Annotated in this window: 26 protein-coding genes and 1 tRNA gene; 2 read left to right on the top strand and 25 right to left on the bottom strand. The window is 49.6% G+C overall.

Translation table 11 applies throughout. The annotated features are described in order from the left end of the window. Positions 1 to 21: 21 nt before the first annotated feature. From rseP to AC3ARB_RS09490, 18 genes are all read right to left on the bottom strand, one after another. The gene (rseP, locus tag AC3ARB_RS09405; protein ID WP_488320305.1) at positions 22 to 1,272 is read right to left on the bottom strand and encodes an RIP metalloprotease RseP; all 1,251 of its coding nucleotides are present in this window, start codon (positions 1,270 to 1,272) and stop codon (positions 22 to 24) included. A 17-nt stretch (positions 1,273 to 1,289) separates the two neighbouring features. Next, a complete protein-coding gene (locus AC3ARB_RS09410) occupies positions 1,290 to 2,081 on the bottom strand; it encodes a phosphatidate cytidylyltransferase (protein ID WP_488320306.1) in 792 nt (263 codons plus the stop codon). Positions 2,082 to 2,094: 13 nt separating this feature from the next. Continuing rightward, complete coding sequence (gene uppS / locus AC3ARB_RS09415) at positions 2,095 to 2,838, bottom strand: undecaprenyl pyrophosphate synthase (protein WP_488320307.1); 744 nt, start codon at positions 2,836 to 2,838, stop codon at positions 2,095 to 2,097. 125 nt (positions 2,839 to 2,963) lie between these two features. After that, positions 2,964 to 3,272: a preprotein translocase subunit YajC gene (gene yajC, locus AC3ARB_RS09420; RefSeq protein ID WP_488320308.1), complete on the bottom strand. Its 309-nt coding sequence runs from the start codon at positions 3,270 to 3,272 to the stop codon at positions 2,964 to 2,966. 276 nt (positions 3,273 to 3,548) lie between these two features. Further along, entirely contained in the window at positions 3,549 to 4,181 is a 633-nt protein-coding gene (locus AC3ARB_RS09425) for a DUF3885 domain-containing protein (protein ID WP_488320309.1), read from the bottom strand. A 100-nt stretch (positions 4,182 to 4,281) separates the two neighbouring features. Next, a complete protein-coding gene (locus AC3ARB_RS09430) occupies positions 4,282 to 4,620 on the bottom strand; it encodes a DUF6568 family protein (RefSeq protein ID WP_488320310.1) in 339 nt (112 codons plus the stop codon). Between the two features lie 175 nt (positions 4,621 to 4,795). Then, positions 4,796 to 5,149 (bottom strand): 30S ribosome-binding factor RbfA, encoded by a 354-nt coding sequence (gene rbfA / locus AC3ARB_RS09435; RefSeq protein ID WP_488320311.1) that lies wholly within the window; start codon positions 5,147 to 5,149, stop codon positions 4,796 to 4,798. Positions 5,150 to 5,725: 576 nt separating this feature from the next. Then, the gene (gene infB / locus AC3ARB_RS09440) at positions 5,726 to 8,563 is read right to left on the bottom strand and encodes a translation initiation factor IF-2 (protein WP_488320312.1); all 2,838 of its coding nucleotides are present in this window, start codon (positions 8,561 to 8,563) and stop codon (positions 5,726 to 5,728) included. Between the two features lie 18 nt (positions 8,564 to 8,581). Beyond that, positions 8,582 to 8,884: a YlxQ-related RNA-binding protein gene (locus AC3ARB_RS09445; protein WP_488320313.1), complete on the bottom strand. Its 303-nt coding sequence runs from the start codon at positions 8,882 to 8,884 to the stop codon at positions 8,582 to 8,584. Then, positions 8,877 to 9,173 carry an RNase P modulator RnpM gene (rnpM, locus tag AC3ARB_RS09450; protein WP_488320314.1) on the bottom strand — a complete coding sequence of 99 codons (297 nt, stop codon included), beginning with the start codon at positions 9,171 to 9,173 and terminating at the stop codon, positions 8,877 to 8,879. Before rnpM ends, AC3ARB_RS09445 begins: the two co-directional genes overlap by 8 nt. Before the next feature lie 10 nt (positions 9,174 to 9,183). After that, on the bottom strand, positions 9,184 to 10,332 hold the full coding sequence (nusA, locus tag AC3ARB_RS09455; RefSeq protein WP_488320315.1) for a transcription termination factor NusA: 1,149 nt from the start codon (positions 10,330 to 10,332) through the stop codon (positions 9,184 to 9,186). A gap of 81 nt (positions 10,333 to 10,413) precedes the next feature. Continuing rightward, the gene (rimP, locus tag AC3ARB_RS09460; RefSeq protein WP_488321557.1) at positions 10,414 to 10,890 is read right to left on the bottom strand and encodes a ribosome maturation factor RimP; all 477 of its coding nucleotides are present in this window, start codon (positions 10,888 to 10,890) and stop codon (positions 10,414 to 10,416) included. Positions 10,891 to 11,216: 326 nt separating this feature from the next. Continuing rightward, entirely contained in the window at positions 11,217 to 12,584 is a 1,368-nt protein-coding gene (locus tag AC3ARB_RS09465; RefSeq protein ID WP_488320316.1) for an SH3 domain-containing protein, read from the bottom strand. A gap of 191 nt (positions 12,585 to 12,775) precedes the next feature. Beyond that, positions 12,776 to 12,862 (bottom strand) — tRNA-Ser (locus AC3ARB_RS09470). 104 nt (positions 12,863 to 12,966) lie between these two features. Then, on the bottom strand, positions 12,967 to 13,605 hold the full coding sequence (gene trmB, locus AC3ARB_RS09475; RefSeq protein WP_488320317.1) for a tRNA (guanosine(46)-N7)-methyltransferase TrmB: 639 nt from the start codon (positions 13,603 to 13,605) through the stop codon (positions 12,967 to 12,969). A 1-nt stretch (position 13,606) separates the two neighbouring features. After that, positions 13,607 to 14,395 carry a cell cycle regulator CcrZ gene (gene ccrZ, locus AC3ARB_RS09480; protein ID WP_488320318.1) on the bottom strand — a complete coding sequence of 263 codons (789 nt, stop codon included), beginning with the start codon at positions 14,393 to 14,395 and terminating at the stop codon, positions 13,607 to 13,609. A 30-nt stretch (positions 14,396 to 14,425) separates the two neighbouring features. Continuing rightward, the gene (locus AC3ARB_RS09485; RefSeq protein WP_488320319.1) at positions 14,426 to 15,478 is read right to left on the bottom strand and encodes an ABC transporter permease; all 1,053 of its coding nucleotides are present in this window, start codon (positions 15,476 to 15,478) and stop codon (positions 14,426 to 14,428) included. Position 15,479: 1 nt separating this feature from the next. After that, positions 15,480 to 16,205 (bottom strand): ABC transporter ATP-binding protein, encoded by a 726-nt coding sequence (locus AC3ARB_RS09490; protein WP_488320320.1) that lies wholly within the window; start codon positions 16,203 to 16,205, stop codon positions 15,480 to 15,482. Positions 16,206 to 16,276: 71 nt separating this feature from the next. On the opposite strand from AC3ARB_RS09490, the gene AC3ARB_RS09495 reads away from it, so the two are divergent. Both AC3ARB_RS09495 and AC3ARB_RS09500 read left to right on the top strand, forming a co-directional pair. Further along, on the top strand, positions 16,277 to 16,693 hold the full coding sequence (locus AC3ARB_RS09495; protein ID WP_488320321.1) for an HIT family protein: 417 nt from the start codon (positions 16,277 to 16,279) through the stop codon (positions 16,691 to 16,693). 1 nt (position 16,694) lies between these two features. Beyond that, positions 16,695 to 16,997, top strand: coding sequence for a hypothetical protein (locus tag AC3ARB_RS09500; RefSeq protein ID WP_488320322.1), 303 nt, complete (start codon positions 16,695 to 16,697; stop codon positions 16,995 to 16,997). 126 nt (positions 16,998 to 17,123) lie between these two features. Here AC3ARB_RS09500 and lytR read toward each other — a convergent pair whose 3' ends face one another. The 7 genes from lytR to AC3ARB_RS09535 all read right to left on the bottom strand — a co-directional run bounded on the left by lytR (position 17,124) and on the right by AC3ARB_RS09535 (position 25,040). Then, positions 17,124 to 18,401 carry a glycopolymer--peptidoglycan transferase LytR gene (gene lytR / locus AC3ARB_RS09505; RefSeq protein WP_488320323.1) on the bottom strand — a complete coding sequence of 426 codons (1,278 nt, stop codon included), beginning with the start codon at positions 18,399 to 18,401 and terminating at the stop codon, positions 17,124 to 17,126. Positions 18,402 to 18,405: 4 nt separating this feature from the next. After that, positions 18,406 to 18,927 carry a GNAT family N-acetyltransferase gene (locus AC3ARB_RS09510; RefSeq protein ID WP_488320324.1) on the bottom strand — a complete coding sequence of 174 codons (522 nt, stop codon included), beginning with the start codon at positions 18,925 to 18,927 and terminating at the stop codon, positions 18,406 to 18,408. Further along, entirely contained in the window at positions 18,914 to 19,363 is a 450-nt protein-coding gene (tsaE, locus tag AC3ARB_RS09515; RefSeq protein ID WP_488320325.1) for a tRNA (adenosine(37)-N6)-threonylcarbamoyltransferase complex ATPase subunit type 1 TsaE, read from the bottom strand. Before tsaE ends, AC3ARB_RS09510 begins: the two co-directional genes overlap by 14 nt. Positions 19,364 to 19,421: 58 nt before the next feature. Beyond that, entirely contained in the window at positions 19,422 to 20,882 is a 1,461-nt protein-coding gene (locus AC3ARB_RS09520) for an NCS2 family permease (RefSeq protein ID WP_488320326.1), read from the bottom strand. A 112-nt stretch (positions 20,883 to 20,994) separates the two neighbouring features. Further along, the gene (locus tag AC3ARB_RS09525; RefSeq protein ID WP_488320327.1) at positions 20,995 to 21,588 is read right to left on the bottom strand and encodes a DUF1361 domain-containing protein; all 594 of its coding nucleotides are present in this window, start codon (positions 21,586 to 21,588) and stop codon (positions 20,995 to 20,997) included. Between the two features lie 300 nt (positions 21,589 to 21,888). Next, positions 21,889 to 24,498, bottom strand: a complete 2,610-nt coding sequence (locus tag AC3ARB_RS09530) for an LPXTG cell wall anchor domain-containing protein (RefSeq protein ID WP_488320328.1) — start codon at positions 24,496 to 24,498, stop codon at positions 21,889 to 21,891. Positions 24,499 to 24,761: 263 nt separating this feature from the next. Next, positions 24,762 to 25,040 (bottom strand): DUF6261 family protein, encoded by a 279-nt coding sequence (locus tag AC3ARB_RS09535; RefSeq protein WP_488321558.1) that lies wholly within the window; start codon positions 25,038 to 25,040, stop codon positions 24,762 to 24,764. Positions 25,041 to 25,656: the final 616 nt, after the last annotated feature.

Raw genomic sequence — 25,656 nt, forward strand, 5'->3', positions numbered from 1 at the left:
GGAAAATTCTCCAATCATGTCTTAAAAGAAGGTTCTGACAATGTCGTTCCAGGTGGTGGCAATCATGAGCAGTAACATAACCGCAACACCAGCCAGGGTAATGTAACCTTCGGTTTCTTGTTTGAGGGGCTTCTTGCGGATGCCTTCCAGGATATTGAGGACAATCTTGCCCCCATCTAAAGCAGGAATGGGCAGGAGGTTGAAAATCCCCAGGTTGATGGACAACATGCCCATGAGGCTGAGGATGGCCACCAGGCCCTCCTTGGCTGCCGAGGTGCTCATCTGGTAGATGGCAATAGGGCCACCGAGCTTGCTCATATCAGGTTTGAGAATGAGCCCCTTGAGGGCATTGATGATGGCAAAGGCTGATTCCCAAGTCATCTTGAGACCACCGACCAGCTTGTCCACCAAGCCCGTTTTCATGCTGGGCAAAACCCCAATCAGGTAACGGTCACCATCTTTTTTAGGTGCGATAGCAACCTTACCTTGGTCCGCCAATTCAACCGTCACCTGACCGCTGGTTTGAACCTCTTGACCAGCAGCTTGAACGGCCTCGCTCAGGCTTTCCCAGTCGGTGACCGCTCGGCCATTGACCGACAAAACCGTCACCTGACCGCTGACGCCAGCAGTAGCCAGGGCACCGCCCTCAGCCACCTGGACCTGGTTGGTTTCGTAGTTACGAACCCCACCTTGGAGGAAAACCAGAAGGGTAAAGAGGACTGCTCCCAAAATGAAATTGTTCATAGGGCCTGCAAAGTTGGTCATCATGCGGCCTAGAACGCTGGCGTTCTGGTACTGGACATCCAGCGGTGCAATCCGAACCTCGGTCCCGTCTTCTTCGACAATGGTAGCATCATGGGCCACCGTGTAGGTCTGGCTCTGACCCTGAACCAGGCCAGTGATTTCCAAACTGTCTTCCAGATCATAGCTGGTCACTTCCAAAGGCAAAGCCGCTGGATCCAGTGACTGGTCTGACAGGTTGATGCGGACCACCTGACCATCAGGGGCCAAACTCAAACTGGCCAAGGTTCCCGTCCGAATCTCGGTCTTGTCCTCGCCCCAGCCTGCCATACGGACATAGCCTCCCAAAGGCAGGGCCCGAAGGGTGTAGAGGGTCCCGTCCTTGCCTTGATGGGCAAAGAGTTTCGGCCCCATGCCGATGGCAAATTCCCGAACCAGGATACCTGCCCGTTTGGCAAAGTAGAAATGGCCGAGCTCATGGATCAGGACTAAAATTCCAAAGATGATGATAAAGGTTATAAACCCTTGCATAATTCTGACTTTCTAAATTAAAACAATCCGAAAAGGTGCATGAGAGGCAGGACAAAAATGAGGCTGTCAAAGCGATCAAAAATGCCGCCGTGGCCAGGAATCAACTGGCTAGAATCTTTCGCACCGTATTGGCGTTTGATGGCACTCTCAATCAAATCCCCAAACTGAGAAAAGACACTGAACAGAGCAACCAAAGGAAGCAGGGTCAGCAGAGACTGAGGGGCAACTGCTGGACGAACGGTCACGAAGATGCCCGCCACCACAAGGGCAGACACAATGCCACCAATAAAGCCTTCAACACTCTTGTTGGGAGAAACCCGAGGTGCTAACTTTCGTTTGCCCTTGAGCATGCCAATGGTATAGGCACCAATATCTGTTGCCCAAACAATCAAGAGGGCAAAGAGGGCCTTGTCAAAACCAGCCTGACGAGCCAAAATTAATTGCTGGAAACCAATTCCCATGTAAAAACTGACACCGATAGCAAAGCCAGCATCCTCCAAACGGTACTTAGGGAAGTTGAAAACCAAGCCTGAGAGCAGGAGAAAGGCAAACAGGGTAAAGACCGCTAAACTCCCATCCAGAGGCAGGGAAGTGTAATAATTGCCCATCGGCACAGCCAAGGAAAAGGCAGCCAGCATGGCCAAAACACCCTCGAATGAAAAAATCTCAAGCCCCTTCATTCGGAACAATTCACTGACAGCCAGCATGGCCAGGCCACCAATAAGAAAATCAAAGGCCACACCACCTAAAAACAAAATCGGCAGAAATAGACCCGCAGCCACAAGGCCAAAAATCACACGTTGTTTCATGACTTACCTCTCCTTAAATCCCACCAAAACGGCGGTGACGACGATTATAGGCGGTGATAGCCGCCACCAATTCTGGCCCCTTAAAATCTGGCCAGAGCACTTGCGTAAAATAAAACTCGCTATAAGCAGCCTGCCAAGGCAAAAAATTGCTCAACCGCTCCTCACCGCTGGTTCGAATAATCAAATCAGGGTCTCGATAGGCAGGTGGCAAAGTAGCCGTCATCAAATGCTCTGCAATTAGGCTTTCCGTGATGGCCTCAGGCAACAGTTGCCCACTAGCCACCTGTTCAGCCAACTGCTTCATGGCTAAGGTCAACTCAGCCCGCCCACCATAGTTTAGAGCAAAGTTTAGCACCAAACCAGTATTGTCCTTGGTCAAGGCAATGGCTCGCTCCAAGGCCTGCAAGGTCTCCTGGGGCAGTCGATCAAGTTCCCCCATCAGTTGCACCTTGATGTTGTTAGCATGAAGTTTAGGCACATACTTGTCAAAAAACTCCACTGGTAATTTCATGATAAAGTTGACCTCATCAGCTGGACGAGCCCAGTTCTCCGTCGAAAAAGCATAGACCGTCAAGACCTTAACCCCCAACTCAGACGCTGTCAAGGTCACCTCCTGCAAGGCATCCATGCCCGCCTTATGCCCGAACACCCGAGGTTGCAGGCGTTTCTTGGCCCAACGACCATTGCCATCCATGATGATGCCGATATGGGCTGGAACGGTCAATTCTTCCGCCCCTTTTTTGAAGACATTAAACATGATTTGTCCTATCTTATTTTAGAATACTCCTTTTATTTTACCATAAAAGGCTTGATTTGTGCTAGTTTGCTATCTCTTTGGATGGGAAAAAGGGTTGAGACCACAGGTCTCAACCCTTGCTCGCGCTAGTTTTTAGCGTCGTCAGCTGTTTGCAAGCTACCATCTGCCAGATGAGCCTTGATAACACGCTTGATAGCGGTCAATTCAAAGGTCAAAAAGATGCCGTCCGCATCAAGCACAACCGTGCCTTTTTCAGGGTCAACAGCATCCACCGTGGCATACAGCCCACCGATGGTGACAATCTGATCGCCCTTAGACAACTTTTTCAACTGCTCAAACCGCTCCTTGGCCTGTTTGGTCTGACGGCGTTGCATCAAAAACATCATGCCAAAGATGGCAACAAAGGTAATAATGGTAATTGGGTTGATGTTCATGTCAGTTCTCCTTTTTTCTTAACCCTACTATTATACCATTTTAGGGGGATTTTTCAAGTCCTCATCAGTCCTTAGACACGCCGTACGCATGAAGAAAATGCATGAAACTATCTTTTTGAGTTACATGAATTTTTCAGAAATTTTCTTGAAAATGCCTCGATAATCGGTACTATTCTATTCATCTCACGAGATTTATACCAATATTTTCATCTAAAAAGTGCAACACTTCTCTAAAAAAGCGTTTTCTGAAATCGTCGTTTTCTTCATGCGTTTGTCCTAGTCCTTAGACAAGTCTGCTATCCGCTTCTTCATCTCCTCCATATCATAGTCAAAGAGCAGGTCTCGACAGAAGGTAAACATCCCCTTGAGCCGTTGACGATTGACCATGGCCAAGTCCACCCCTCGGTCATCATAGCAATGATAAAGCACCTGGTCCGTGGACGACAGAAAACTCACCGATGCTGCCAGATAGAAAAGTCCGCCCAGATTTCGATGATCGTTCCAAACAATCTCTCGCAAAATGGCCTTGAGGTCCTGGTTAGTCACTGGAAAGAGATGTCGCCGCCAAGTAAAGAACTCCCCCACACCATCCATCACCTCAGGAAAATCGACCTGGACTGGACGGTCAAAGCCAAACCGCTCCATAAAATCAGCCAAGTCCGCATCCCAATCCCTGTCTTCATGAGGAAATTGGGAAAACATCACATAATCATAATCAGCTTTCGAAGCCTCCAAGAGCCTGACAGCACGCCGATAGGCCCGCTCTAAATACTCCTCCCGAGGAAGGTTGGCAGCTTCGAATGCTGGTCCGATTTCAAATCGCAGGGCCAGAGGGGTCTTGTAGAAAAATGGGCCGACGAGAGGGTTCTCATCCAGTTGGAAAGCCGCTAAGTAGTCGTTTAAATCCATATCATAAATCCTCCTTTTGTCTATTTTAACATATAATGAAATAACTGTCTAGCAGCTCTGCTATTTCCCAAAAGAAAACCCGCCAAAGGGCGGGCAAAAACTAGGCGATAAAGGCCGCGATGGCGTCAACAGGAAGCGAGGAGTCGCAGACCACACTCACCTGGCCGCCCTCAGCCACCAAGAGCCCTGGAACGGTCTTGATGCCGTGGGTGGAACGCAGGTCAGCAAGAGCCTGGTCAGCGGCATTGCTGCTATCGACAAAGTAAACCTTGGCGCCAGTCTCCGCCTGAACCTGAGCCAGTTTTGGAGCAAAGCGTTGGCAGTAAGGGCAGGTGGCACGGCCAACAAAGGTGATGGTTTTCTGACCAGAAGCAATGAGCTTGGCCAGGTTTTGGGCAGTTGTTGACTCAAAGTGAGTCAGGGCTTGTTCAAATGACATAAGCAGTCTCCTTTACAAATCTTAGCCCCAGTATAGCAAAAAGTTTGGTCAAGTTCAATTTTCTGACACGGTTTGCGATAGGGGAAGACGAGTTGTTTTCAGGACCTAGTTTTCAGAGAACTCTCTGAAAACTTACAAAAACCAACTCAAACTGAGTTGGTTTTCAAGGGTAAACCTAATCTTTTCGTTCCAAATCCCGTAGCATTTGGTCAATCTTGTTGCCGTAGGCGATGGATTGGTCTTTGACAAAGGTCAAATCAGGAATCTTGTAGAGGGTCAACTGTTTGCCCAGTTCCCGTTTGATGGTGCCTTTGGCCTTTTCCAGACCTTCCTGGGCTTTTTTATTGTCCGAGGCCAAATCTGACAGAATGGTGTAGAAAACCTTGGCACTAGACAGATCGCCCACCATCTGCACATCAGTGATGGTCACGCCCTGAACCCGTGGGTCACGAACTTTTTTCTGCAAAATCTCGTTGACCTCACGCTTGAGCTCCATGCCCACTCGGTCCATCCGAAATGAATTTCCCATGCTTGCTCCTTTCGTTCTTAATCTCACAAGATAAGATGAAAGCTAGGAAAACCTAGCTCATCTTTTTGTTGTTTCGTCGGTTTTTCTGAAAGTTTCAGAAAATTAACAAATAAACATTACTCCGAAAGACTCAACTCTTTCTAGTCTTTAGGCAAGGTCCCGTAGGACTTGCCGTAGAAGGACAGAAACCAAGGGTTTCTAGTCAGTCTTACGACGATTTTCTTAGCCGTTCGATCATAACGGCGAAGAAAATCTAGTTTGAGACTTAGAGAGTTGTCATAGCAACTCTCGTGTTGCGATTAGCGTTTTTAAACGCAATCGCAACTAGTCTCATCGTTTCGACGATTTTCTCAACCAGTCGATAACACTGGTTGAGAAAAGCTAGTGTAACGTTTAGGCAAGGTCCCGTAAGACTTGCCGTAGAAGGACAGAAACCAAGGGTTTCTAGTCAATCTTACGACGATTTTCGTCGCTGTTCGATTATAACGGCGAAGAAAATCTAGTTTGAGACTTAGAGAGTTGTCATAGCAACTCTCGTGTTGCGATTAGCGTTTTTAAACGCAATCGCAACTAGTCTCATCGTTTGATTTCTTCCATGATGTAGGCTTCGATCACGTCGTCAATCTTGAGGTCGTTGTAGTTGTCAATCATGAGACCACCTTCACGGCCGACACCAAGTTCCTTGACATCGTCCTTGAAGTGCTTGAGGCTAGCCAAATCGCCATCGTGGATAACCACGGCATCACGGATGACACGCACCTTGGCGTTGCGTTGGATTTTACCACGGGTAACCATGAAGCCACCGATGGTGCCAATCTTAGCGACTTTGAAGGTTTCACGGATAATAGCTTCACCGATGATTTTCTCGGTAAATTCAGGATCCAGCATGCCCTTCATGGCATCTTCAACTTCCTCAATCACCTTGTAGATGATGGAGTGGAGGCGGATTTCCACCTCGTCAGTATCCGCCTGAACACGGGCTTGCGGGGTCGGACGGACGTTGAAACCAATCAGGATGGCGTTAGAGGCTTCTGCCAGGGTCACGTCAGATTCGTTGATGGCACCAACGGCTGAGTGGACCACATTGACCTTAACGCCTTCCACGTCAATCTTCAAGAGGGAACCAGCCAGGGCCTCAACCGAACCTTGCACATCCGCCTTGATGATGACGTTAACTGACTTAACTTGACCTGCCTTGAGGGTGTCAAAGAGGTTCTCCAAGCTAACCCGTTGGGTGTTCTGACGCTGTTTGTGGAGGGCACGTTTGGCACGCTCTTCACCTGCTGCACGAGCGGTTTTCTCATCCTCGTAAACCACGAAGTGGTCACCCGCCATCGGGGTCTCGTTCAAACCTGTGATGGATACTGGGGTAGATGGCAGAGCGGTCTTGACGCGACGCCCCAGGTCATTGGTCATGGCACGGACACGGCCGTAGGTGTTACCAACAACGATTGGGTCTTGAACGTTCAGGGTACCTTGTTGCACCAAGAGGGTCGCTACCGCACCCTTACCTTTGTCCAACTGGGCTTCAATAACTGTACCGATAGCACGCACGGTAGGGTCAGCTTTCAGCTCCTGCAATTCCGCCACCAAAAGAACCGTATCAAGGAGTTCAGTGATGTTCTTGTTGAACTTGGCAGAGATTTCCACAAATTCAGAATCGCCACCCCAGGCTGTTGACATGACCCCATGCTCGGCCAATTCGTTGATAACCCGTTGGGGGTTGGCCTCTGGTTTATCAATCTTGTTGATGGCAACGATGATTGGTACGGCAGCAGCTTTGGAGTGGTTGATGGCTTCAATGGTCTGTGGCATAACACCGTCATCTGCCGCCACCACCAAGATGGTGATGTCGGTAACAGAGGCACCACGGGCCCGCATGCTGGTAAAGGCCGCGTGACCTGGGGTATCCAGGAAAGTGATCAGCTTGCCATTTTCTTCAATTTGGTAGGCACCGATGTGCTGAGTGATACCACCCGCCTCACCTGTGGCCACACGGGAATTGCGAAGCGTGTCAAGGAGGGTTGTCTTACCGTGGTCAACGTGACCCATGATGGTCACGACTGGTGGCCGCTCAACCATTTCCTCTGGGTTGAGGTAGTCCTCATCCACAAAGAAGCGTTCAATGTCAGCATTGTCCACTTCCACCTTGGCCTTGGCCTCGATACCATAATCCACCATGAGCAGCTCGATGGTGTCCCCATCCAGTGACTGGTTCTGAGTGGCCATCACGCCCATCATGAAGAGCTTTTTAACAATCTCAGCAGGCTCACGTTTGATCCGCTTGGCAATCTCAGCGACAGTCATGCCCTCGCTGTATTCAAATTCTTTTGGCAATTCGTGGAATTTACGCTCGGTGACTGGTTTTGGAGCCTCGTTACGCTTGCCTTTTTTATTTTTCTTGGTGTTGTTCCAGTTAGAGTTTCGTTGATTTCGCACTTGGTTTTGGTTCCAGTTTTTCTTATTTTTACTTGGTTTTGGTCCGTCTTCGTTGTCGCTGACAAAGTCACGCTCCTTCTCAGGACGGGCTTTCTTTCTCCGATTGTCCGTTGCCGCTGGGCTGGTCGCTGGGGCAGCAGCTGGTTTAGCCTCCGCCACCACGCTCTTCTCCAACCGCTCTTGAGTGGCCAATTCCTCAGCCAGACGGGCTTTCCGTGCCTCTTCCAGAGCCTGCTCTTGACGGCGTTTAGCCTCTTCTTGCTCACGGAAACGTTGCTCGCTGGTGCGGCTGTATTCTGCGTTTTGCTCCGCTTTTAGAGCCGCTGCCCGAGCCTTAAAGTCAATCTTAGGTGCAGCTGCTGCACGGTTGGGTTGGCGATTATCTTGACGGTTGCCCTGACGATTATCCTGGCGACGGTCCTGGCCACGGTTGTCCCTGCGGTCATCACGGCGGCGGTTATCACCAGCTTGCCCACGCTCATCACGGCGACGGTCGTCACGACGGTTTTCCCGCTGCTGGGCGTTGCGGTCACGGTTGCCACCTTGGCCCTGCTTGCGACGCTCAGCCTCTGCCTTTTGGCGGGCCTCACGCTCGGCCTTAAAGTTCCGACTCTGAGGTCGCACTGGGGCTGGCTTGGCCTCAGCAGGGGCCTCCTGCTTGGCTTCTGGCTTAGCCTCTGCCTTCTCCTCTTTTGGAGCCAATGGCTGAGCTGGAGCAGGTTTTTCGACCGCTGGTTTCGCTTCTGCTGGCTTAGCAACTACTGACTCAGCCTTTTTCTCAACCTTAGGTTGGTCAGCCTTAGGGGCCACCACAGGCTTGGCCCCAAAACTGGCCAAGAGTTGCTTGGCCTGGGCCTCATCAATGTTGCTAGAATGCGTTTTAACTGGCAGGCCCAGTTCCTGGGCCTTGGCCACCAAATCCTTGTTGCTGATGCCCGTTTCTCGGGCAATTTCGTTAATTCGTTTCTTTGACAACTCGTGTCCTCCTTGTCCTTAGTCCATAAGAGTCCTCATTTTCTTTGAAAATCCGGCGTCAAGCACAGCCAAGACCTTTCTGGCTCGGCCGATTGCCGTACTGAGTTCCAGCGTGTCAAACGCTGTCGAGACTTCTAATTCATAATAGTTGCATTTATCGGTGATGGTCTTGGTCAGGTTAGGACCAGCATCCTTGGCTAGAAAAACCAAGTGGGCCTGGTCGTTTTGGATGGCCTTGATGACCAAATCCTCACCTGAGATAACCTTCCCCGCCCGCTGGGCCAAACCCAACAGGTTCAATAATTTCTGTTGATTAGTCAAGGCCTAACTCTCTTCTTTTTACCTTGTGGTCCACGTAGGCAATCAGTTCATCGTAGAAGGCTTCTGGCACGTCCATGGAGAAGCTGCGGTTAAAGACCTGTTTTTTCTTGGCCTGAGCAGCCTCCTCGTTGTCCAGTTTGATGTAGGCCCCACGGCCGTTTTTCTTGCCGGTCGGGTCGATAAAAATCTCCCCTTCCTTGGTCTTGACAATGCGGAGCAAGTCCCGTTTGTCAATCACCTCACCAGACACGACCGATTTTCTCAAGGGTACTTTTCTGGTCTTTGCCATTTGGGCCTCCTTAGTCAGCTGCCTGACTGTCCTCAAGTACCGGCTCAGCCAAGTCCACTTCAGCCTGGGCAGCTTCCATCTCCTCATAAGCAGAGGCAGACTTGATGTCGATGCGGTAGCCTGTCAAGTGAGCGGCCAAGCGAACGTTTTGCCCCCGACGACCAATGGCCAAAGACAATTTGCTATCAGGAACGACCACCAGGGCCCGCTTGCTGTCGTTTTCGTCGAAGATGACGTAGTCAACTTCAGCTGGGGCGATGGCGTTGTAGATGTACTCGGCTGGATCTTCTACCCACTGGATGACGTCGATGTTCTCCTCAACAGGGACCAAAAGACCTGTTTTTTGGTCCAAGCGTTTTGGATGGAACTTGCTGATAACCTTCTGGATGTTGGCACCCTTACGGCCAACGATGGTACCAATGGCATCCACGTTAGGATTGTGGCTGCGGACAGCCACCTTGCTACGGTCACCAGCTTCACGAGACACGCCCATGATTTCAACGGTGCCGTCAAAGACTTCAGGAATCTCCTGCTCCATCAGGCGTTTGATGAATTCTGGATGGCTACGGCTAACGAAGACGTTAACGCCACGCGGGTTGTTTTCTACCTTGTAAACGTAGACCTCAATGCGGTCGTGGGACTTAAAGGTCTCGCCTGGGATTTGATCCTGATGAGACAGTTGAGCCTCGATAGAACCCAGGTTGACGTAGATAAAGCGTTGGTCAAAGCGTTCAACGGTACCCGTCATGATTTCACCCTCATGCTGCTTGTACTCATTGTAGGTCACTTCGCGGAATTGCTTACGCATTTTTTCCATGATGGTCTGCTTGGCAGACTGAGCCGCCACCCGACCAAATTCCTTAACCGACTCTTCAAAACGAATCTTGTCGCCCAACTCGTAAGCTGAACTGATGGCCAGGGCGTCTTTAAGGCTGATTTCCAGACGGCTGTCAAAAACTTCGTCAACCACTTCACGGACGGTAAAGACCTTGAAGTCGCCAGTTTTTTCGTTAAATTCGACCACACAGGATTCAGCTTGGCCGTAACGGCGACGATAGGCAGACTTGAGGGATTCTTGAACCGTCTCAATGATGTCGTTTTTGTCGATGTGTTTTTCTTCTTCCAGAATGCGGAAGGCTTCTAGCATTTCTTTGCTCATTGTTGTTATTTTTCTTGAGAAATGAAGCGACGATTGGTGATTGGCTCGCTCCACCTTCTCTTGAACAAATCCTTTCTTGTCTTATAATTTTACAGCCATGCGGGCCTTGGAAACCAGCTTGTAGGGGATGTCAACCGTTTTTTGACGGGTCTTGTCCAGATAGGCCAGGGTCAGGGTCTCTCCGTCAAAGCTCTGCAATGTTCCCTCAAAAACCTTGACCTTATCAATAGCCTGGTAGAGGCTAACGTTAATGTAACTGCCAACCGCAGCTTCCAGGGCCTCCTTGGTTTTGAGCGGACGCTCAAGGCCAGGGCTGGAAATCTCAAGGAAATACTGGGCCGAGAAGGGGTCAGGCTGGATGGTGTCTAAAAGTGGGCTGATAACCTCGGTCAACTCCGCCGTGTCCTCGACCGTGATGCCCCCAGGCTTGTCCACCAAAATAGACAGGACATAGTCGCCACCCATCTTCTCATACTCAATGTCCACCAGCTCAAAGGGCTCTGGAATGGCAGGGGCCACCACGGCCTCAACCTGCTCAATAATCGTTGCGATAAAAATCCCTCCTTTTCTGACAAAGAGGGGGACCTAGCTGTTTGCTCGTCCCCTTTCATCATCTTCATTTTTTATTATTGTAACACATTTCACCAAGACCTGCAAGGAAAAACACTTTTTCTACACGCCGTACGCATGAAGAAAATGCATGCAACTATCTTTTTGAGCTACATGCATTTTTCAGAAATTTTCTTGAAAACACCTCAATAATCGGTACTATTCTATTCATCTAACGGAAATTATACCAAAATTTTCATCTAAAAAGTGCAACACTTATCTGAAAAATTGTTTTCTGAAATCGTCGTTTTCTTCATGCGTTTGGCGTGCCTTTTCTATGGTTTCCTTGATTTCTTAATGGCCATGCCGACTGCTGTCAGAATCAGGCCAATAATGGCTAGCCCTGACACCGACTCGCCTGTTGAGGGCAGGGTTTGACGCAAGGTCAATACTTGGTACAGTTTTTGAATCAGATTGCCCTCATCCTTAACAACTTGTTTTTCTTGTTTGGCTGAATCAGAAGAAATGGCTTCTGTATGTGAACTTTTCTTAGACGATGAGCTCGTTGGCGTGGTCGATTTCGTCTCAGTAAGCTGCTTGTCGACATCTGCAATCCGTTTCCAGTCAAAGCCAGTAACCTCATCACTGGCAACAAGTTGTCGGCCAACTTCTGACCCAACTTGGAAGCTTGTCTCTTTAATGTTATCCACACCTGAATTGTCTCGACGCAAGGCATAGACAGTGACCCATAGCTCTCCGATACCGGCACGCCCACCTGTGGACAGGTGACCATTTTGGTAAATGGTCACGACCATATTGTCCTGAATCGCAATCACTTGTTCAGGCTTCCCCGAAATCATAGCATAAACGCCCAACACAGACGGCTCTCCCTCGTTATCATGCCCCAGTAAGAGCTCTGCTGTGCCATTGTCATCCACATCATAAAGAGCATAGTAAGTTGGGGTCACCTCCCCATTTCGGGTTGAAAAACGGATGCTCTTGATCAGATCAGCCTTGTAGGGATTAGGACCAGAAAATGGCTTGGCAGGCACTTTTTTGATGTCTTGAACTGAACTAGATGGCGAGGTGTTCTCTCTACTCACAACCCGATTATAGTAAAGTTGATGACCTGGTTGAGGCATGTATTCTGAATGCGAATAGAGGATAATCGCATCCTGATTTGGATCATAATAAAAACCGGATGCTCCAACTTGGTAAGACTGATAGGCAGAAAAATTAGAGGTCACTGAACGCAAAGTAATTCCCGACTCTTCTCCCTGAAGGGTCTTACCGTAAAACTTACCATCTTCTGTAATCTTAATCGTTTCTCCTTGAGCATTATGCCATTCACCAACCAACTGACTGGAATCAACTGACGCTCCTTCACTAGACCCCTTCAAGGTCCCATAAGTTTCCGAGCCATCTATTTTCCCAATCGCCACATAGTTTCGATTGCCAGAAGCACCGACATAAGAAACCCAACGATAACCATCTCCAGTTACGATACTATCGTATGCAATCACTTCGCCCGACGAATAGCTGGCTACTTGAGAGGCACTAACCCTCGGCTCTGAGCGAACATTTAGAGTGTCACCTCCCACGATAAATACACCTGACTCCGCATACACAGGAGAGCCGATAAGCATTGTCACCGCTGTAACTAAACTAGCGATAACACCCCAGCGATAAATCACTTTTTTCATCATAACATTCCTTATCCCTATTTTTTACTATTCTACCCTCAAAATCACGCATTTGTCAACAAAATAGAAAACAGACTGGGCAAGAGGTTAGTCTAAAGACAGAACAATACCCCTGTAAAGCACCATCTGTTGACAAAGAGCCTTCATTTCAAGCTAAAAAAACCAAGGCTAGGCCTTGGTGAGAGGGGTAAAGGAGAGGAGGGGATTCGAACCCCCGAGCCCCGTTAAGGACTACTAGCTTTCCAAGCCAGCGCACTCGGCCACTATGCGACCTCTCCAGATGTGATACACCTAGTGTACCACAAGATTAACCTTTCGTCAATCCAGTTTGGTCAAGTCTTTCTCAGGAAAGTGAAACTACATTTTCTGAAAAAGAATGCCCCTAATCAAACTTGGCTTCCAGACGGTAGATGGGCTGGCCTTTCTTGGAGAATTTCTCCTCGTACTCAGTCATGACATTGCCCTCATAGTCACTGGCATGGAGGTCCAGCCAGACCTGCTTGAGGGTCATGCCATACTGGGACAAACTAGCCAAACTGTATTCAAAGAGGCCACGGTTGTCAGTCTTGAAGTGGATTTCCCCGCCAGCAGGCAAAATCTGCTGGTAGGTCTCCAAGAAAGTCTTGTAGGTCAAGCGGCGTTTTTCATGCCGAGTCTTGGGCCACGGGTCAGAAAAGTTGAGGTACATGAGGTCAACTTCGCCCTTTTCAAAATAATTGGTCAAACTAGACCCATCCACTCGGAGCAGCTTGATATTGGGCAGGCCACTGTCCAGCACCTTGTCCAAAGCGTAAGCCAGAACCGACAGCTGAATGTCGATGCCGATGTAGTTGATGTCAGGGTTTTGGGCAGCCATGCCAGTCACGAAACGCCCCTTACCTGAACCCACCTCGATGTGGATGGGGTTGTCATTGCCAAAGACCTGACGCCACTTGCCCTTGCTGTCTTCGGGGTTCAAAATCACATACTGGGAATTTTCCGCCAAGTAATCGGCCGCCCCTTTTCTATTTCTAATACGCATACTAACTTTCTAAGACTTGTTTTCTAAATTGACGCAAGTCGTAAATCTCCTGGTTAACCTTGTCCATCTCCCGCAGGTCAAAGAAGGTCAAAATCTGATAAAGGTAGGACAACTGCCCATACCAATAAAACTTCTTCTGCACCAGCTCATTATCCTTATAGCCATAGTTGGTCAACCAAGCCTTCCAGTGACTTTTTGGAATGTAGTGACTCACCAGATGGGCCACATCAAACATGCGGTCCGTCAAACGAACCGTGTCCCAGTCCACCAAATAAATCATACCACTGGTTGTAATCACCCAGTTGCTGTGACGAATATCGCCATGCACAATAGTTGCCAGCTCCGTCTTAAATTCAGGCAAACTCCGTTTCAATTCCTGCACAATAGACTGAAGATAGGTATTGTCCTGCAATTGCTTAGGAGCCCGACGCTCCCAACCCGTGATTAAATCATAGGGGTTTTCCACCTGGTAGTCCAACTGCTGTAAACGAGTTACCAAGGCCTTGGACTTGTGCAGTCGCAAGAGGAGCTGAGCCACCTGCTTGCCCCCCATATCAGACCGCTCCAAAAGCCGACCATCCAGCCACTCCTGGAGGGTCATTTCATCACCGTTTGCTGTCCATTTGGTCCCCACAACATTTGGGGCAATTTGTTCCTTGGACAGGGCTGCTAAAATCGTTGGGGTGTTCAATTTCACAAACACCCGATCACCATTAGGGTAGGTCCCCATAAAGGCTTGGCCGCTCTTTCCTTTGAGCGGGGTCAGGGTCAAATCTTTCTCACTTGTCACAGGAAGTCTCCTTTTCTTATCACTCTTATTTTACTTGTTTTCGCCCACTTCGTCAACGACCTTGCCCAACTTCCAGGGCAGGTAGCCGACGGCTAGGATAAACATTCCCAGGGTTAATAGCAGAGCTGCCGACCAGGATTGGATAAAGGGAACTAGGATTAGCCAGGCCAGAGCCAGAACCCTTCTGAGCACCCACAAGAGACCAGCCCTTTTCTTGCTTGACCTCTGCGGAGCAATGGTCAAAAATAGCCGATGGTCATAGTGTCGCCCCAAGCCAAGCAGCTGAAAGACCGCCAAAAAGGTAACCACCAGGGCCAAACCAGCCGCCAAAAAGGGATGAGGCAGGCCAAACTGGGCCAGAATCCCTAGAAAAAGCAGCCGTAGGGTCAGGGCCAAATAATCACCCGACCGCAAAAAAGCCCGCCAGTAGAGGTTATGGTAGAGCCAGCCCCTCTCCTTGGGCACCAGAGCAAGGGTCCAGTTAAGGTAAGGCCGCTTCTGGCTAGTGCTGGTCAATCCCTTGACCCGAGTAAAGAGGGCAAAAAAACGCAAGATGTTCTGCTGGCGGCGGCCCTCCTTGGCCAGTAAAACTGGCCAGTCGAGGCCGCCAGCCGTCAAGAAGACCTGGCCCCGCCTGGCCATGACCAGCCAACGAACCAGCAAAACAATCACCATCAGCACAACCAGCTGCCAACTCGCCCAGCCCGCCTTGATGAGCAGGGGAAAGCCAGCCACCAAACTCAAGGCTTGAGCAAGCGTCCAAACCAGCTGAGCCCGCAGGGTCGCTGCCTTAACCAAGGCCACCAAGTCCCCCTCCTTAGCCAAGAGGTAGTGACGGTCAGCTGGCTTGACATAGGTCGCCACTTGACCCAGACCTAGGACCAAGACCTGGATGGCCACAAGCCCCAGATAAACCCAGATGGGATTGCTTGGAAAATGAGCCAGCAACTCTCGGTACTGGTAGAGAACTGCCCCCAGCCCCACCAAGAGCACCAGAACAAAATGGTCATTAAACACATAGGGCAGGTACTTGGCCAGACGGGTCTGAAAGGCCTGCCGCCGCTTGTCAAAGATTGCCTTCATCTCAGGCCTCCTTGGTCAGGGCCAGGTAGAGCTGGTGGAGGTCAGCCGTCGGCTGGCCAAAGGCCACTCGGAGCTCCTCTAGGGTCCCCTGGGCCCGCACCCGGCCCTCGTGCAAAATCACAAAGCGGTCACAGAGTTTCTCTGCACTGTCCAAGACATGGGTGGACATGAGAGTGGCCTGGCCGGCCGCCTTGGCCTGAGCCAGCAAGGACTTGAGCTCCTCGATGGCCAGAGGGTCCAGCCCCAAGAAGGGTTCGTCAATCAAGAGCAACTTGGGTTCGACCACAAAAGAACAGACCAGCATGACCTTCTGCTGCATGCCCTTGGAAAAATCCGTTGGAAACCAGTCCAATTTTTCTGCCAAACGAAAGGCCTGAAGCAAGGGCTGGGCCCGCTCCAAAACCAAAGCGGGGTCTAAATCATAGGCCATGGCCACCGTTTCCAAGTGCTCCCGCAAGGTCAATTCTTCATATAAACTCGGGGTTTCTGGCACAAAGCCCAATTGCTGGCGATAGGCCTGGGCATGGTCAGACAAACTGACCCCGCCAACCCTAATCTGGCCAGCATAGGGCCGCAAGAGGCCCAAGATTTCCTTGATGGTGGTCGATTTCCCAGCCCCATTGAGACCAATCAAGCCAACCAATTCACCAGCTGCCACTTCAAAGGAAACCTCCTGCAAGACAGGCAGGTTCTGATAGCCACCGGTCACTTTTTCAACTTTTAACATGACCTTTCTCACTTTCTTTGTTATACTTGTATTAAGTATAGCAAAATTTCAACCATAAAGGGGAGATAAACATGGAAAACACCTGCATTTTCTGCAAAATCGTGGCTGGCGAGATTCCAGCCAGCAAGGTTTATGAAGACGACCAGGCCTTGGCTTTTTTGGACATCACCCAGGTCACACCTGGCCACACCCTGCTCATTCCCAAAAACCACTGCAAAAACCTCCTGGACATGACGGCCGAGACCGCCGCCCAGCTCTTTAGCCTGGTGCCTAAACTCAGCCAGAGCCTCCTCAAGGCCACAGGAGCCACCGGCCTCAACCTGGTCAACAACAGTGAGGAAATCGCCGGCCAAACCGTCCTTCACGCCCACATCCACCTCTTGCCCCGCTTTGAGGGGGGCGACGGCTTGGACATTCGCTTTGTTCAGAACGAGCCTGATTTTGGAAAAATGGCTGAGCTGGCCAGCCAGATTCGGGAGGTGATTTAGGATGAAACTGAAAAAACTGATTTTCACAGGCCTCTTGGCCAATGCCGCCTATCAACTTTACAAAAACAAGGACCAAATCCGTGCTAAACTCCAAACCAGTCAAGCTGCCATCAGCCAGGGCAAATCAAGCCTGACAAGAGCCCAAAACCAACTCCAAGACCTCAAGGACCAGGTCCCAGAGCTCAAAAAAGCACAGGACAAACTCAACTACAAGCTCCGTGTCTTCAAAGAGGAAACCCACCCTCACACGGAAGCCCTCCGAGACATTCTAGGCAAGAACAAAAAAGGTAAGTATATCCTTTAAACCAGCCTCAGCCCCACCCATTTCATGACAAACAAAAAGCGAGTTAGACTCGCTTTTTATGATACCCAAACTGACTGAAAAGAAGGTTTGGTTGCTCATTCTAAATAACTCTGAAGCACTAGGCTCTTATTGGTCTGATGATGGTGGTGCATCCGTCGGAATCGTGTCAGCAACCGGCGGTGTTTCAACAGCTTCTGTACTAGGCGTTACAGGTGTCACTGCTTCCACAACCGCATCAACAGAGACAGTTGACGGTTCTGTCGGCACCACCACGAGCTCAGGTTGGCTAATCGGTTCGTAGTAACCCCCAAAGGACTCCGACGTCTCTGCCGTTCCCACTTCCGTCACCTCAGCCTCGCCCCTTTCTTCTGATGCGAGGTTTCGAACAACAGTCGTCTCTAAACCAAATAAGGTTTCATAGAGCAAGGCAGTCGTAGTCAATTCCTCTGCTTCTTCCAAGCCCAATTCCCGTTTAATACGGTTCTGGGTTTCCAGCAGGTGTTCAGCCGTCACTGCCTGGTAGCTACCGCCATCCAACTCAGCATCCTCACCATGAAGCTGGTAGGTTTTCAGATTGGCCAGGGCGTTCCGATAGGCCAAGAGACTTGGAATGGTGGTGCTGTTAATGGCAATATCGGTCTGCATGTTCTTGGTCACTGCCTTTAGAATCCGTCGGTAACTGCTCAAGCTATCCAGCGCCAGCAATTTTTTCAAAATCTTTTGAATCACATCCCGCTGCCGCTTTTGACGGCCATAGTCTCCCTCTGGATCGTCATACCGCATGCGGGCAAAAACCAAAGCCTGGTCCCCATTGACCTTGTGGGTTCCAGGGGCAACACTGGCGGTGTACTCTGGCTCCCACTCATCAATCCGAATGGGGTAATCAAACTCGTTGGTCACCGTAATCCCGCCAATCGCGTCCACCAGATCGACTAAGCCCTGCATGTTGAGCTGCATGTAGTAATCAATCTTAATGTCAAGCAAACCCTCAATCGTCTTGATGGCCATGGGAGCCCCGTCATTGGCATAGGCCGCATTGAGCTTGGCTTGTTCGCCTGTCAACCGCCCCCTTTTGTCAACCAAGTCCACCAAAATATCCCGCTCCAAGCTGGTCACCGTGGTGCTATTGGTTTCAGGATTGACCGTCACCACAATCATGGTGTCGCTGTTGCCAACCCACTGGTCCTCACGAGAACCAGAGCCCGTGTCAACCCCCATCAAGAGAACCGAAAAAGGTTTAGAATCCACAATCGCCGTGCTTTCCTCTTCCCGATACATCTTAAAGGTCTTGGCCAGCTCACTGGTCGAAAAGTTGTAGGCCGTAAACACATACAAGCCCAAAGCCAGCAGGGTCACACTCACAATCCCCATCAACATGAGGCTTATTTTTTTTCCAATCGTCATACACTTATCCTATCATTTTTGCCATCAAGTGGACGTCCAAAAAGGCACCGTCACGGGATTTAGCCCCCCGCTGCTTGGTTCCCTCCAACTCAAAGCCGTGTTTTTTATAGAGGGCAATAGCCGAGCTGTTTCTGGCTTGGACGGTCAGTTCCAGTCGTTTGATGGTCTCAGTTTGCTCAGCCCAGTAGATGGCTTCCTCTAGCAGAGCTGAACCCAGCCCTTGGCCCCAGTAGGCCTTTTTGACAGCGATAAAAACATCGCCGATATGGGCTAGTTTATCTCGGTGGTCAGCCTTGATGTTGAGGACCCCGATGATCTCCTCACCGTTTTTGGCCAGGAGGCAGAGCTGGTTATCCAGACCCAACTGGCTATCAAAGTGACGGGCCAGAGCTTCTGGACTGGCGTCCAAACCGCCCTCGTCCATGGCCAGAAAGTCCGTTTCATCTGCGACAGCCCTCATAAAGTCTAAAAAGGCTACCGCATCCGCACCTTCTGCCACCGAAAAGTCAATCTCAAGCTCTGCCATGTCCAAAATCCTCCAAAAAAGCTTGCGACCGCGGACCATGGGCCAGGAAACGCACCCGCCGGCCCTCGCCCCAAGGCTCGATGACCAGCTCCATGTGGTCGCCCAAGAGGTCAGGAGGCAGAAGCTGGCCCCACTCGATGACCGTCACGCCCTGCCCGTAGAGGAAGTCGTCCAGGTCGATGGAATCAGGGTCGTCGCCAATCCGGTAAACGTCCAGGTGGTAAAGGGGCAAACGGCCCTCGTACTCCCGAACGATGGTATAGGTGGGGCTCTTAATCATCTGGTCGATGCCCAGCCCCTTGGCCAGCCCCTTGGTCAAGGTGGTTTTTCCAGCTCCCAAATCGCCTGTCAAGACCAGAACCTGACCAGCCGTCAAACGGCTACCCAAGTCCTGACCCAGAGCGATTAACTCGGCCTCGTTCTTCGTTTCAAACATAGACCTATTATAACAAAAAAACAGTTGGGAAGCCAACTGTTTTTTTGTGACAAGTCTCTTACAACTTAGTCAAGATGATAAAGTTGAGGATAAAGAGGGCAGTTGCACCCCACATGATTGGGTGAACGTCCTTGGTCTTGCCAGTGATGATTTTAACCAAGCAATGGAAGATGAAGGCCACAGCAATACCGTAAGAGATGCTGAAGCTCATGGCCATGAAGACCGCTGCAAAGAAAGCAGGCAGGGCTTCTTCAAACTTGTTCCACTCCACATCAAGGAAGGATGACACCATCATGACACCAACAATGATGAGGGCTGGAGCCGTTGCGGCTGCTGGAACCAGACCAGCAATCGGGGCCAAGAAAGTGGCCAAAAGGAAGAGAACTGCAGTCGTTACGGCTGTCAAGCCAGTACGGCCACCAGCTGAGATACCTGCAGCTGATTCCACATAAGTGGTGGTGTTAGAGGTACCAAAGATAGCACCGATTGAGGTACCGATAGCGTCGGCAAAGAGGGCCTTGTCCATCTTAGAGTTGAAGCCTGAACCAGACTCCAAAGCACGCTCGTCCTCTTCTGAGAAGATGCCCGTCTTGCGGCCTGTACCGATAAAGGTTCCCAGGGTGTCAAAGGTGTCTGACAAGCTGAAGGCAAAGATGGTCATGAGAACCGTTGGCAATTTAGCTGAGTCGCTAAAGAGAGAAGCCATGCCGTCAAAAGCAGCAAATAGGGTTGTGCCCAGTTCTGCAAAGGCAGTGCCCAGGTTGTTGTTGGCCAAATCCAGGGTTGACAGGTCAACCACACCAAATGGAATGCCCAAGAGGGTCGTAGCCACGATACCAATCAAGATGGCACCACGGATGTTTTTTACGACAAGAATAGCGGTCAAAATCAAACCGAATGACGCCAAGAGCACGCTAGGCTCTGTGAAGTTAGTAATGGCAGGAACCACACCTCCGCCAGCAAAAACAGAGAAGACACCATTTTCAAAGGTAGCCGCAGTTGCCTCAGCAGGGGCCACACCGTTAACGTTGATGATGTCGCTACCAGAGGTCAAGAAGGTAATCATGTTAGCGTTTTTGAAGCCCAGGTAAGCGATAAAAACCCCGATACCGCCACCGATGGCGTGTTGCAGACCAAGCGGGATGGACTTGATGATGCTCTTACGCACCTTGGTCACGGTAATAAAGATGTTGAAGAGACCACAGATGAAGACCATGGCTAGGGCTTCCTGCCAGGTAAAACCAAGGTTGAAAACAACCGTGTAGGTGAAGAAGGCGTTAAGACCCATACCTGGTGCCAGGGCGTAAGGCACGTTGGCAAAGAGACCCATGATCAGGGTTGATACCGCTGACGCGATAATGGTGGCCAGAAAGACCGCCTGGGTTGGCATACCAGCTGCACTCAGAATGCTTGGGTTAACAAACAAGATGTAACTCATGGCAAAGAAAGTCGTGATTCCTGCCATAATTTCGGTTGAGGTCTTGGTTCCATGCTCGCTGAGCTTGAAAAACTTATCCATCAGAGAAAAAACTCCTTTGTTACTATAAAATTTCCGAACGGAGATTCTATTATAACACAGGAGTTTTAGGGTGACAATGTTTTTTTATTTTTTTGCTTTAATCGTTCGGTTTTTAATCGTCAAGTTCCATAAAAAGCAGGGCCATGAATTGAATGAAGGTAAAGCCGAGAATAAATGGTAGGGCCTCATGGCTGACCACCGCTAGGATTTGTTCCATAACAACCAAGGGACGGGTAAAGATGTCCCAAGTGTTAAGACGAGCATAGCGGCCGATGTGAATGCCAAAACTAGCCACAAAAGACAGGAGGGCAACCAGAAAGAGCCGCAGGTAGGGCTGCTTGAGGTTGAGGCTATCAAAAACGTAGCGAACACTCAGGATGCCCGAAAAGACCCCCAAAAGAATGCTAGGCACATAGAGCATGAAGAGAATCATGCTGCTGCGTTCCCAAAGCACCGTTGAGGTAAAGTTCATGTGCACCATGTCTGTCAACATGTAGAAGGTGTTGGGATAGAAAAAGAGCCAGAAGGGCAGGAGCAGAATTTTCAAATCCGAACGCTGGCTAAACCTAGCCCAGGCCGCCAAATCCAGAGCCAAAAGGGCTAAAAACATGTTCCAAATCAAATTTGGCCCCTGCAAATCGACGTAAAAAATACTGGCCGACAAAATAACAAAGCAGGCGTGAATCAAGACTAACTTTCTAAACATAAACATCTCCTTTAAGACTGAGGCCAACCGTTTCGGTGGCGTTTTCTTGATTGTAGCATATTTTGCCCCATTTGAAAAGCTGGGTTTTGGGGAAAATCGCAGAGCAGGCACCAAAACTGTTCAAAAAACCAAAAGGACTTAGTTCTGCACCAGACAGAACTAAATCCTTCGCTTAGCTAAACGTGCAAGGGGTGAAGGTCAGTACAAGTTCCCAACCGCTTCATGGTCAGTCCTTTTAATTGCCCATGTTTTTAGAAGCTGGTTTCTTGCTGGCCTGGTTGTGGGAGAGAAACTCTCGTCTTACTTGAAGCGACGGCGACGTTTCATCAGACCAAAGACTGATACCAGCAAGCCCATACCCACAAGGGAAGCGACTGAGCGAGCCGAACCTGTGTTTGGCAAAGCTTTTGCTTGCTGACCACTTGGCGAGGTAGATTGAGCTGAACCTCCATTGTTGACTTGAGCTGATTGCTGTGGTACAACCGCTTGTGACTTCACAACAAGAGGTGTTGTTGCCAACGCTTTTACCGGAGCTTGAGTAGCTTCTTCAGTAACGGTATCAGTTTTCAGGCCTTCCACAGGCTGACCAGTCCCAATCTCCGTGATGCCCTCCATCGGACGGGTAACAGGTTTATTTGCAACTGGTGCTCCACCACCTGAGACATCATTCTGGTCTTTTTGTTCGTCCATCAGGCCAGATTGGGTCGGAGCTGGACGGTAGATACCAACAGGTTTCTCGTCAGCAGTTTCAGCGTCAATCTTAGCCGTTGTTCCCTCTTGGGTTTCTGAAATCAAGTGCACAGTTGGTAGGTCTTCAACAGTTTCTGGCTCACCTTTAAGAACTAGTTGACTTCCATCTGACTGGTCAGTGCTCGTTTTGGGTTGCTCTGGTACTGGTGGTGTTCCGAGCGAATCATTCCCTGGGGTTAGTCCCTCTGTGACTGACGGTTTTTCTGGTGAACCCTCACCTGGTCGGCTCTCTTGATTGCTTGGCAACTGGTCAGCTGGTTTTGTTTGAGGGTTTGGGGTTGTTGGCTGAGGCACTGTCTGTTGGGCTTTCAAACTGGTCAGTTTAGCCTGGGCTTGCTTCAGAAGCTCCTTAGCGTTATCCACGCGTGTTTGAGCTCCAACCAGAAGACCTTTCGCTTCCTCAACTCGTTTCTTTGCCGCCTCTACCGCTGGTCCAGCCGGCACAGCCAAGACTAAGGTCGCCTGTTCTACTAAAAGCTCGCTAAGCTTGTTCTTCAAGAGCCACTCCTCTTTGAAAGCTGTTTCTCTTTTTTGTTGTGACTCTTCATCAGCTTCAAGTGCTTTTTCAAGATCAGCCCTTGCTATTTTCAACTTGTCATTTGCTTTATCAACCGCAACTTGGGCAGTCTCTTTCTTGGTTACCAACTCCTGGTCTGGTTGAGCTGACTTCAGAGTCTCCAGCTCCTCTGTCGCTTTAGCAACCGCCTCCTTGGCCTGCTCATAAGCCTGTACAAATGTAACATAATTAGCAAAGAGATCCGGATCTAGCGTTTCGATGTCTTCATTGGTCAAGGCAACATTCTTCATCATAAAGATGTAAGGAGCTGGTAGAACTACTTGTTTACCGTCAAGAGTATGAACCAATTCTCCTGTATCAGGGTTTTCTGTCTCAGCGATTCTTGGAAGAATCTGGCTCCGATAGGTTTTTTTAGAGTCATGGTTTTCAGGACTGGCGTAAACAAGAACAGCATGTTTCCCATTATTGGCATAGGCCACCTTGACAGGGACAGTATCTGAGCTATTGTTGATGAGAATGGTCCGAGCATGCCCGTAGTTTCTGCCTGTAATATTGAAATAATCCGTCATCCAGCCCAACATACTTGGCACAACCGTGGCTTTGAGGGATTTCTTTTGGAAGATGTCTGGCTCATGCACACCCGCAATGTTTTCTCCAACCCGCTCCCAACCAGCTGCTACCTTAGTCGTTGAGGTCGCATGGGTTGTTTCAGCTGTCCCACCACTCAGGCTATTATCAAACTTAGCCAACTCCTGCAATCGGAATTCTGCGTAGTCTTGAATGGCCTTGTCAGTGGTCAAGTTGGTGGTTAAACCGTTAGCTTGGCGAATAGCTGTAATAATCTTAATGGCTTCATCTGTGAGTGCAGCCGTTGTGGGTTCAACATCAGCAGGGTTTGAACCCAAATCAACCGTCATCGGCGTGCCAACTGAGGGAGTAAAGGCCATCTTGTTGGGCTGAACATCGTAGTTAGCATCTTCGTGTTCGGAATAGTTGATAGGCTCAATCTCTACATTTCCCTGACGATAGGCATCGTAAGTTGCTTTCCAGTCAGCATTTTCAGAAGCCTTGCCCGACAAGGTTTTCTCCGCAATGTCTAAGGTAGTTTGCTTGGTTGCAAGAGCAGCTTTAGCTGCTGAGAGAGCCTCTTCATTAGCACGTTGCTGCTCAGCAAGGGCAATCTCGGCACTGTCCAAAGCCAACTGAGCTTCTCCAAGCTCTTTCTCAGCTGCTTGAACCTTCTCATCTGAAATCTTTAGTCTGTCAGCAGATTGGTGAATAGCGGGTAAAGTCGCATCAACTTCAGCTGTTGCACGTTTGAGGTCTTTTCGTACTTGCTCAATAACCTTAGCCGTCTCTTGAGTTAGTGCTGTTAAAGCAGCAGCTTCTGCCTCTTTGAGAGCCGAGTTCGCAGCATTGAGCTCAGCACTTGCAGTAGCGGCATCAGTTTCAGCAGTTTTTAGAGCTTCCTCAGCTGCGACCTGCTCAGCCTCTGCCACTTCAAGCTCAGAGGGGGTGCTGGCTGTTGTTTCAGTAACAGGTTGCACCACTTCCTCAGCAAAAGCTGCTGGAGCAAGAGCAAGACCTGCACCTGCGAGGGTAACGAGGGCACCTGTTCGAAGTTTCTTTAAGGTGTTTTTCATAGATTCTCCTTTAACGTTTTTTGTTCTATTTTAGAATACTAAACTAAAAAAATCAAGCCATAACCAGTCTTCCATAAACATTTCGTCCAGTAAACATGGTCTGCTCTGCTATTTCCTCTAAAACTGACAAAGTACAGGAACTTTATCTAGTTTTAACTGTTCTTGTTTTTGAGAGTTGGTTTCTTACTGACCTGGTTGTGGGAGAGAAGGTCAGCGTAGGCCTTGCGACTGTTGTTGACCACACCCAGCAAATCCTTGTAGAGTTAGAGGCTCTTGACTTGAGAAGTAACGTTGATATCATCTGCCACCAGCTGGTAGGTGAACTGGAGCTGGTTGCTCAACTCCTTGACCTCGTAAGAGACCTTGGTCAACTGTTCCTTAGAACGGCTGGCATAGAGGGTCTCAAAAGCCGTATTGCTTTCCGTCAAGTTGTCCACGAAGCGATTGAGGCCAAGCAGCTTGACCTGGGCCTGGTAGGGTGTGGCCGCCAGTTTTCCAAAAGCGTCGCCACCAAGAGAGGCTGAGCTTCGTCGTTTCGACAGTTGGCCTCCTTGTACTGCTTAAAGAGCAAGTTTAGGCTAGTGTAGGCTTCTGCCTCGTTAGGGACTTATATCGCTCAGTTAGCGTAGCCGTCTAATAATGGCTAAGGTGTTTTTTATAAACTCTGATTCATCCTGGAACCGACAAAAGACCTAATGTCTTAAAAGCACTGTGCAACTGTTTCTTCTATACACCACTCACAATCTCGAAATTGGTATTTTGTCAAGCTGTTTTTGCCGATTAACCCAACATTCTTAGATGAGTTTAATGTCCTTTTAGAAGGACTTGGCCTGAAAGGTCAAGTCCTATATACTAGTATATAGGCATTTTGTCAAGTAAAAGGCCTTTATTTTTGGAGTTTTTGGGCTTATCTCTGGCTTTTTTAGGGTAAAAAGCAACCTATTTCTGCTCCCCTTTCCCTCAAACGCCCTAAATCACTCCCAACCAGCTGCCACGCAACCCACCTCCCCTGTCCTCACAGACGCTAGGCCCAAGGAACAAGCGTTCACACCAGAAACGCCTACAACAGGGCCAATCCCCTTCCATTTACCCCCTCGTCAGCAACTCTAGGGCAAACTGATGTTCAAGGGTGCTAGCGTCACCACCAATCAGCTCAAC

This window comes from Streptococcus sp. ZY171113, assembly GCF_057748235.1.

Bases quoted from the DNA above. Each gene is read 5' to 3' on its own strand.
- AC3ARB_RS09525 (WP_488320327.1), bottom strand. From the start codon at position 21,588: ATGTTTAGAAAGTTAGTCTTGATTCACGCCTGCTTTGTTATTTTGTCG.
- rseP (WP_488320305.1), bottom strand. From the start codon at position 1,272: ATGCAAGGGTTTATAACCTTTATCATCATCTTTGGAATTTTAGTCCTG.
- AC3ARB_RS09530 (WP_488320328.1), bottom strand. From the start codon at position 24,498: ATGAAAAACACCTTAAAGAAACTTCGAACAGGTGCCCTCGTTACCCTC.
- AC3ARB_RS09430 (WP_488320310.1), bottom strand. From the start codon at position 4,620: ATGTCATTTGAACAAGCCCTGACTCACTTTGAGTCAACAACTGCCCAA.
- lytR (WP_488320323.1), bottom strand. From the start codon at position 18,401: ATGACGATTGGAAAAAAAATAAGCCTCATGTTGATGGGGATTGTGAGT.
- rbfA (WP_488320311.1), bottom strand. From the start codon at position 5,149: ATGGGAAATTCATTTCGGATGGACCGAGTGGGCATGGAGCTCAAGCGT.
- rnpM (WP_488320314.1), bottom strand. From the start codon at position 9,173: ATGGCAAAGACCAGAAAAGTACCCTTGAGAAAATCGGTCGTGTCTGGT.
- tsaE (WP_488320325.1), bottom strand. From the start codon at position 19,363: ATGTTTGAAACGAAGAACGAGGCCGAGTTAATCGCTCTGGGTCAGGAC.
- AC3ARB_RS09485 (WP_488320319.1), bottom strand. From the start codon at position 15,478: ATGAAGGCAATCTTTGACAAGCGGCGGCAGGCCTTTCAGACCCGTCTG.
- AC3ARB_RS09520 (WP_488320326.1), bottom strand. From the start codon at position 20,882: ATGGATAAGTTTTTCAAGCTCAGCGAGCATGGAACCAAGACCTCAACC.
- AC3ARB_RS09495 (WP_488320321.1), top strand. From the start codon at position 16,277: ATGGAAAACACCTGCATTTTCTGCAAAATCGTGGCTGGCGAGATTCCA.
- AC3ARB_RS09510 (WP_488320324.1), bottom strand. From the start codon at position 18,927: ATGGCAGAGCTTGAGATTGACTTTTCGGTGGCAGAAGGTGCGGATGCG.
- AC3ARB_RS09465 (WP_488320316.1), bottom strand. From the start codon at position 12,584: ATGAAAAAAGTGATTTATCGCTGGGGTGTTATCGCTAGTTTAGTTACA.
- yajC (WP_488320308.1), bottom strand. From the start codon at position 3,272: ATGAACATCAACCCAATTACCATTATTACCTTTGTTGCCATCTTTGGC.
- AC3ARB_RS09500 (WP_488320322.1), top strand. From the start codon at position 16,695: ATGAAACTGAAAAAACTGATTTTCACAGGCCTCTTGGCCAATGCCGCC.
- uppS (WP_488320307.1), bottom strand. From the start codon at position 2,838: ATGTTTAATGTCTTCAAAAAAGGGGCGGAAGAATTGACCGTTCCAGCC.
- AC3ARB_RS09425 (WP_488320309.1), bottom strand. From the start codon at position 4,181: ATGGATTTAAACGACTACTTAGCGGCTTTCCAACTGGATGAGAACCCT.
- AC3ARB_RS09490 (WP_488320320.1), bottom strand. From the start codon at position 16,205: ATGTTAAAAGTTGAAAAAGTGACCGGTGGCTATCAGAACCTGCCTGTC.
- nusA (WP_488320315.1), bottom strand. From the start codon at position 10,332: ATGAGCAAAGAAATGCTAGAAGCCTTCCGCATTCTGGAAGAAGAAAAA.
- trmB (WP_488320317.1), bottom strand. From the start codon at position 13,605: ATGCGTATTAGAAATAGAAAAGGGGCGGCCGATTACTTGGCGGAAAAT.
- AC3ARB_RS09410 (WP_488320306.1), bottom strand. From the start codon at position 2,081: ATGAAACAACGTGTGATTTTTGGCCTTGTGGCTGCGGGTCTATTTCTG.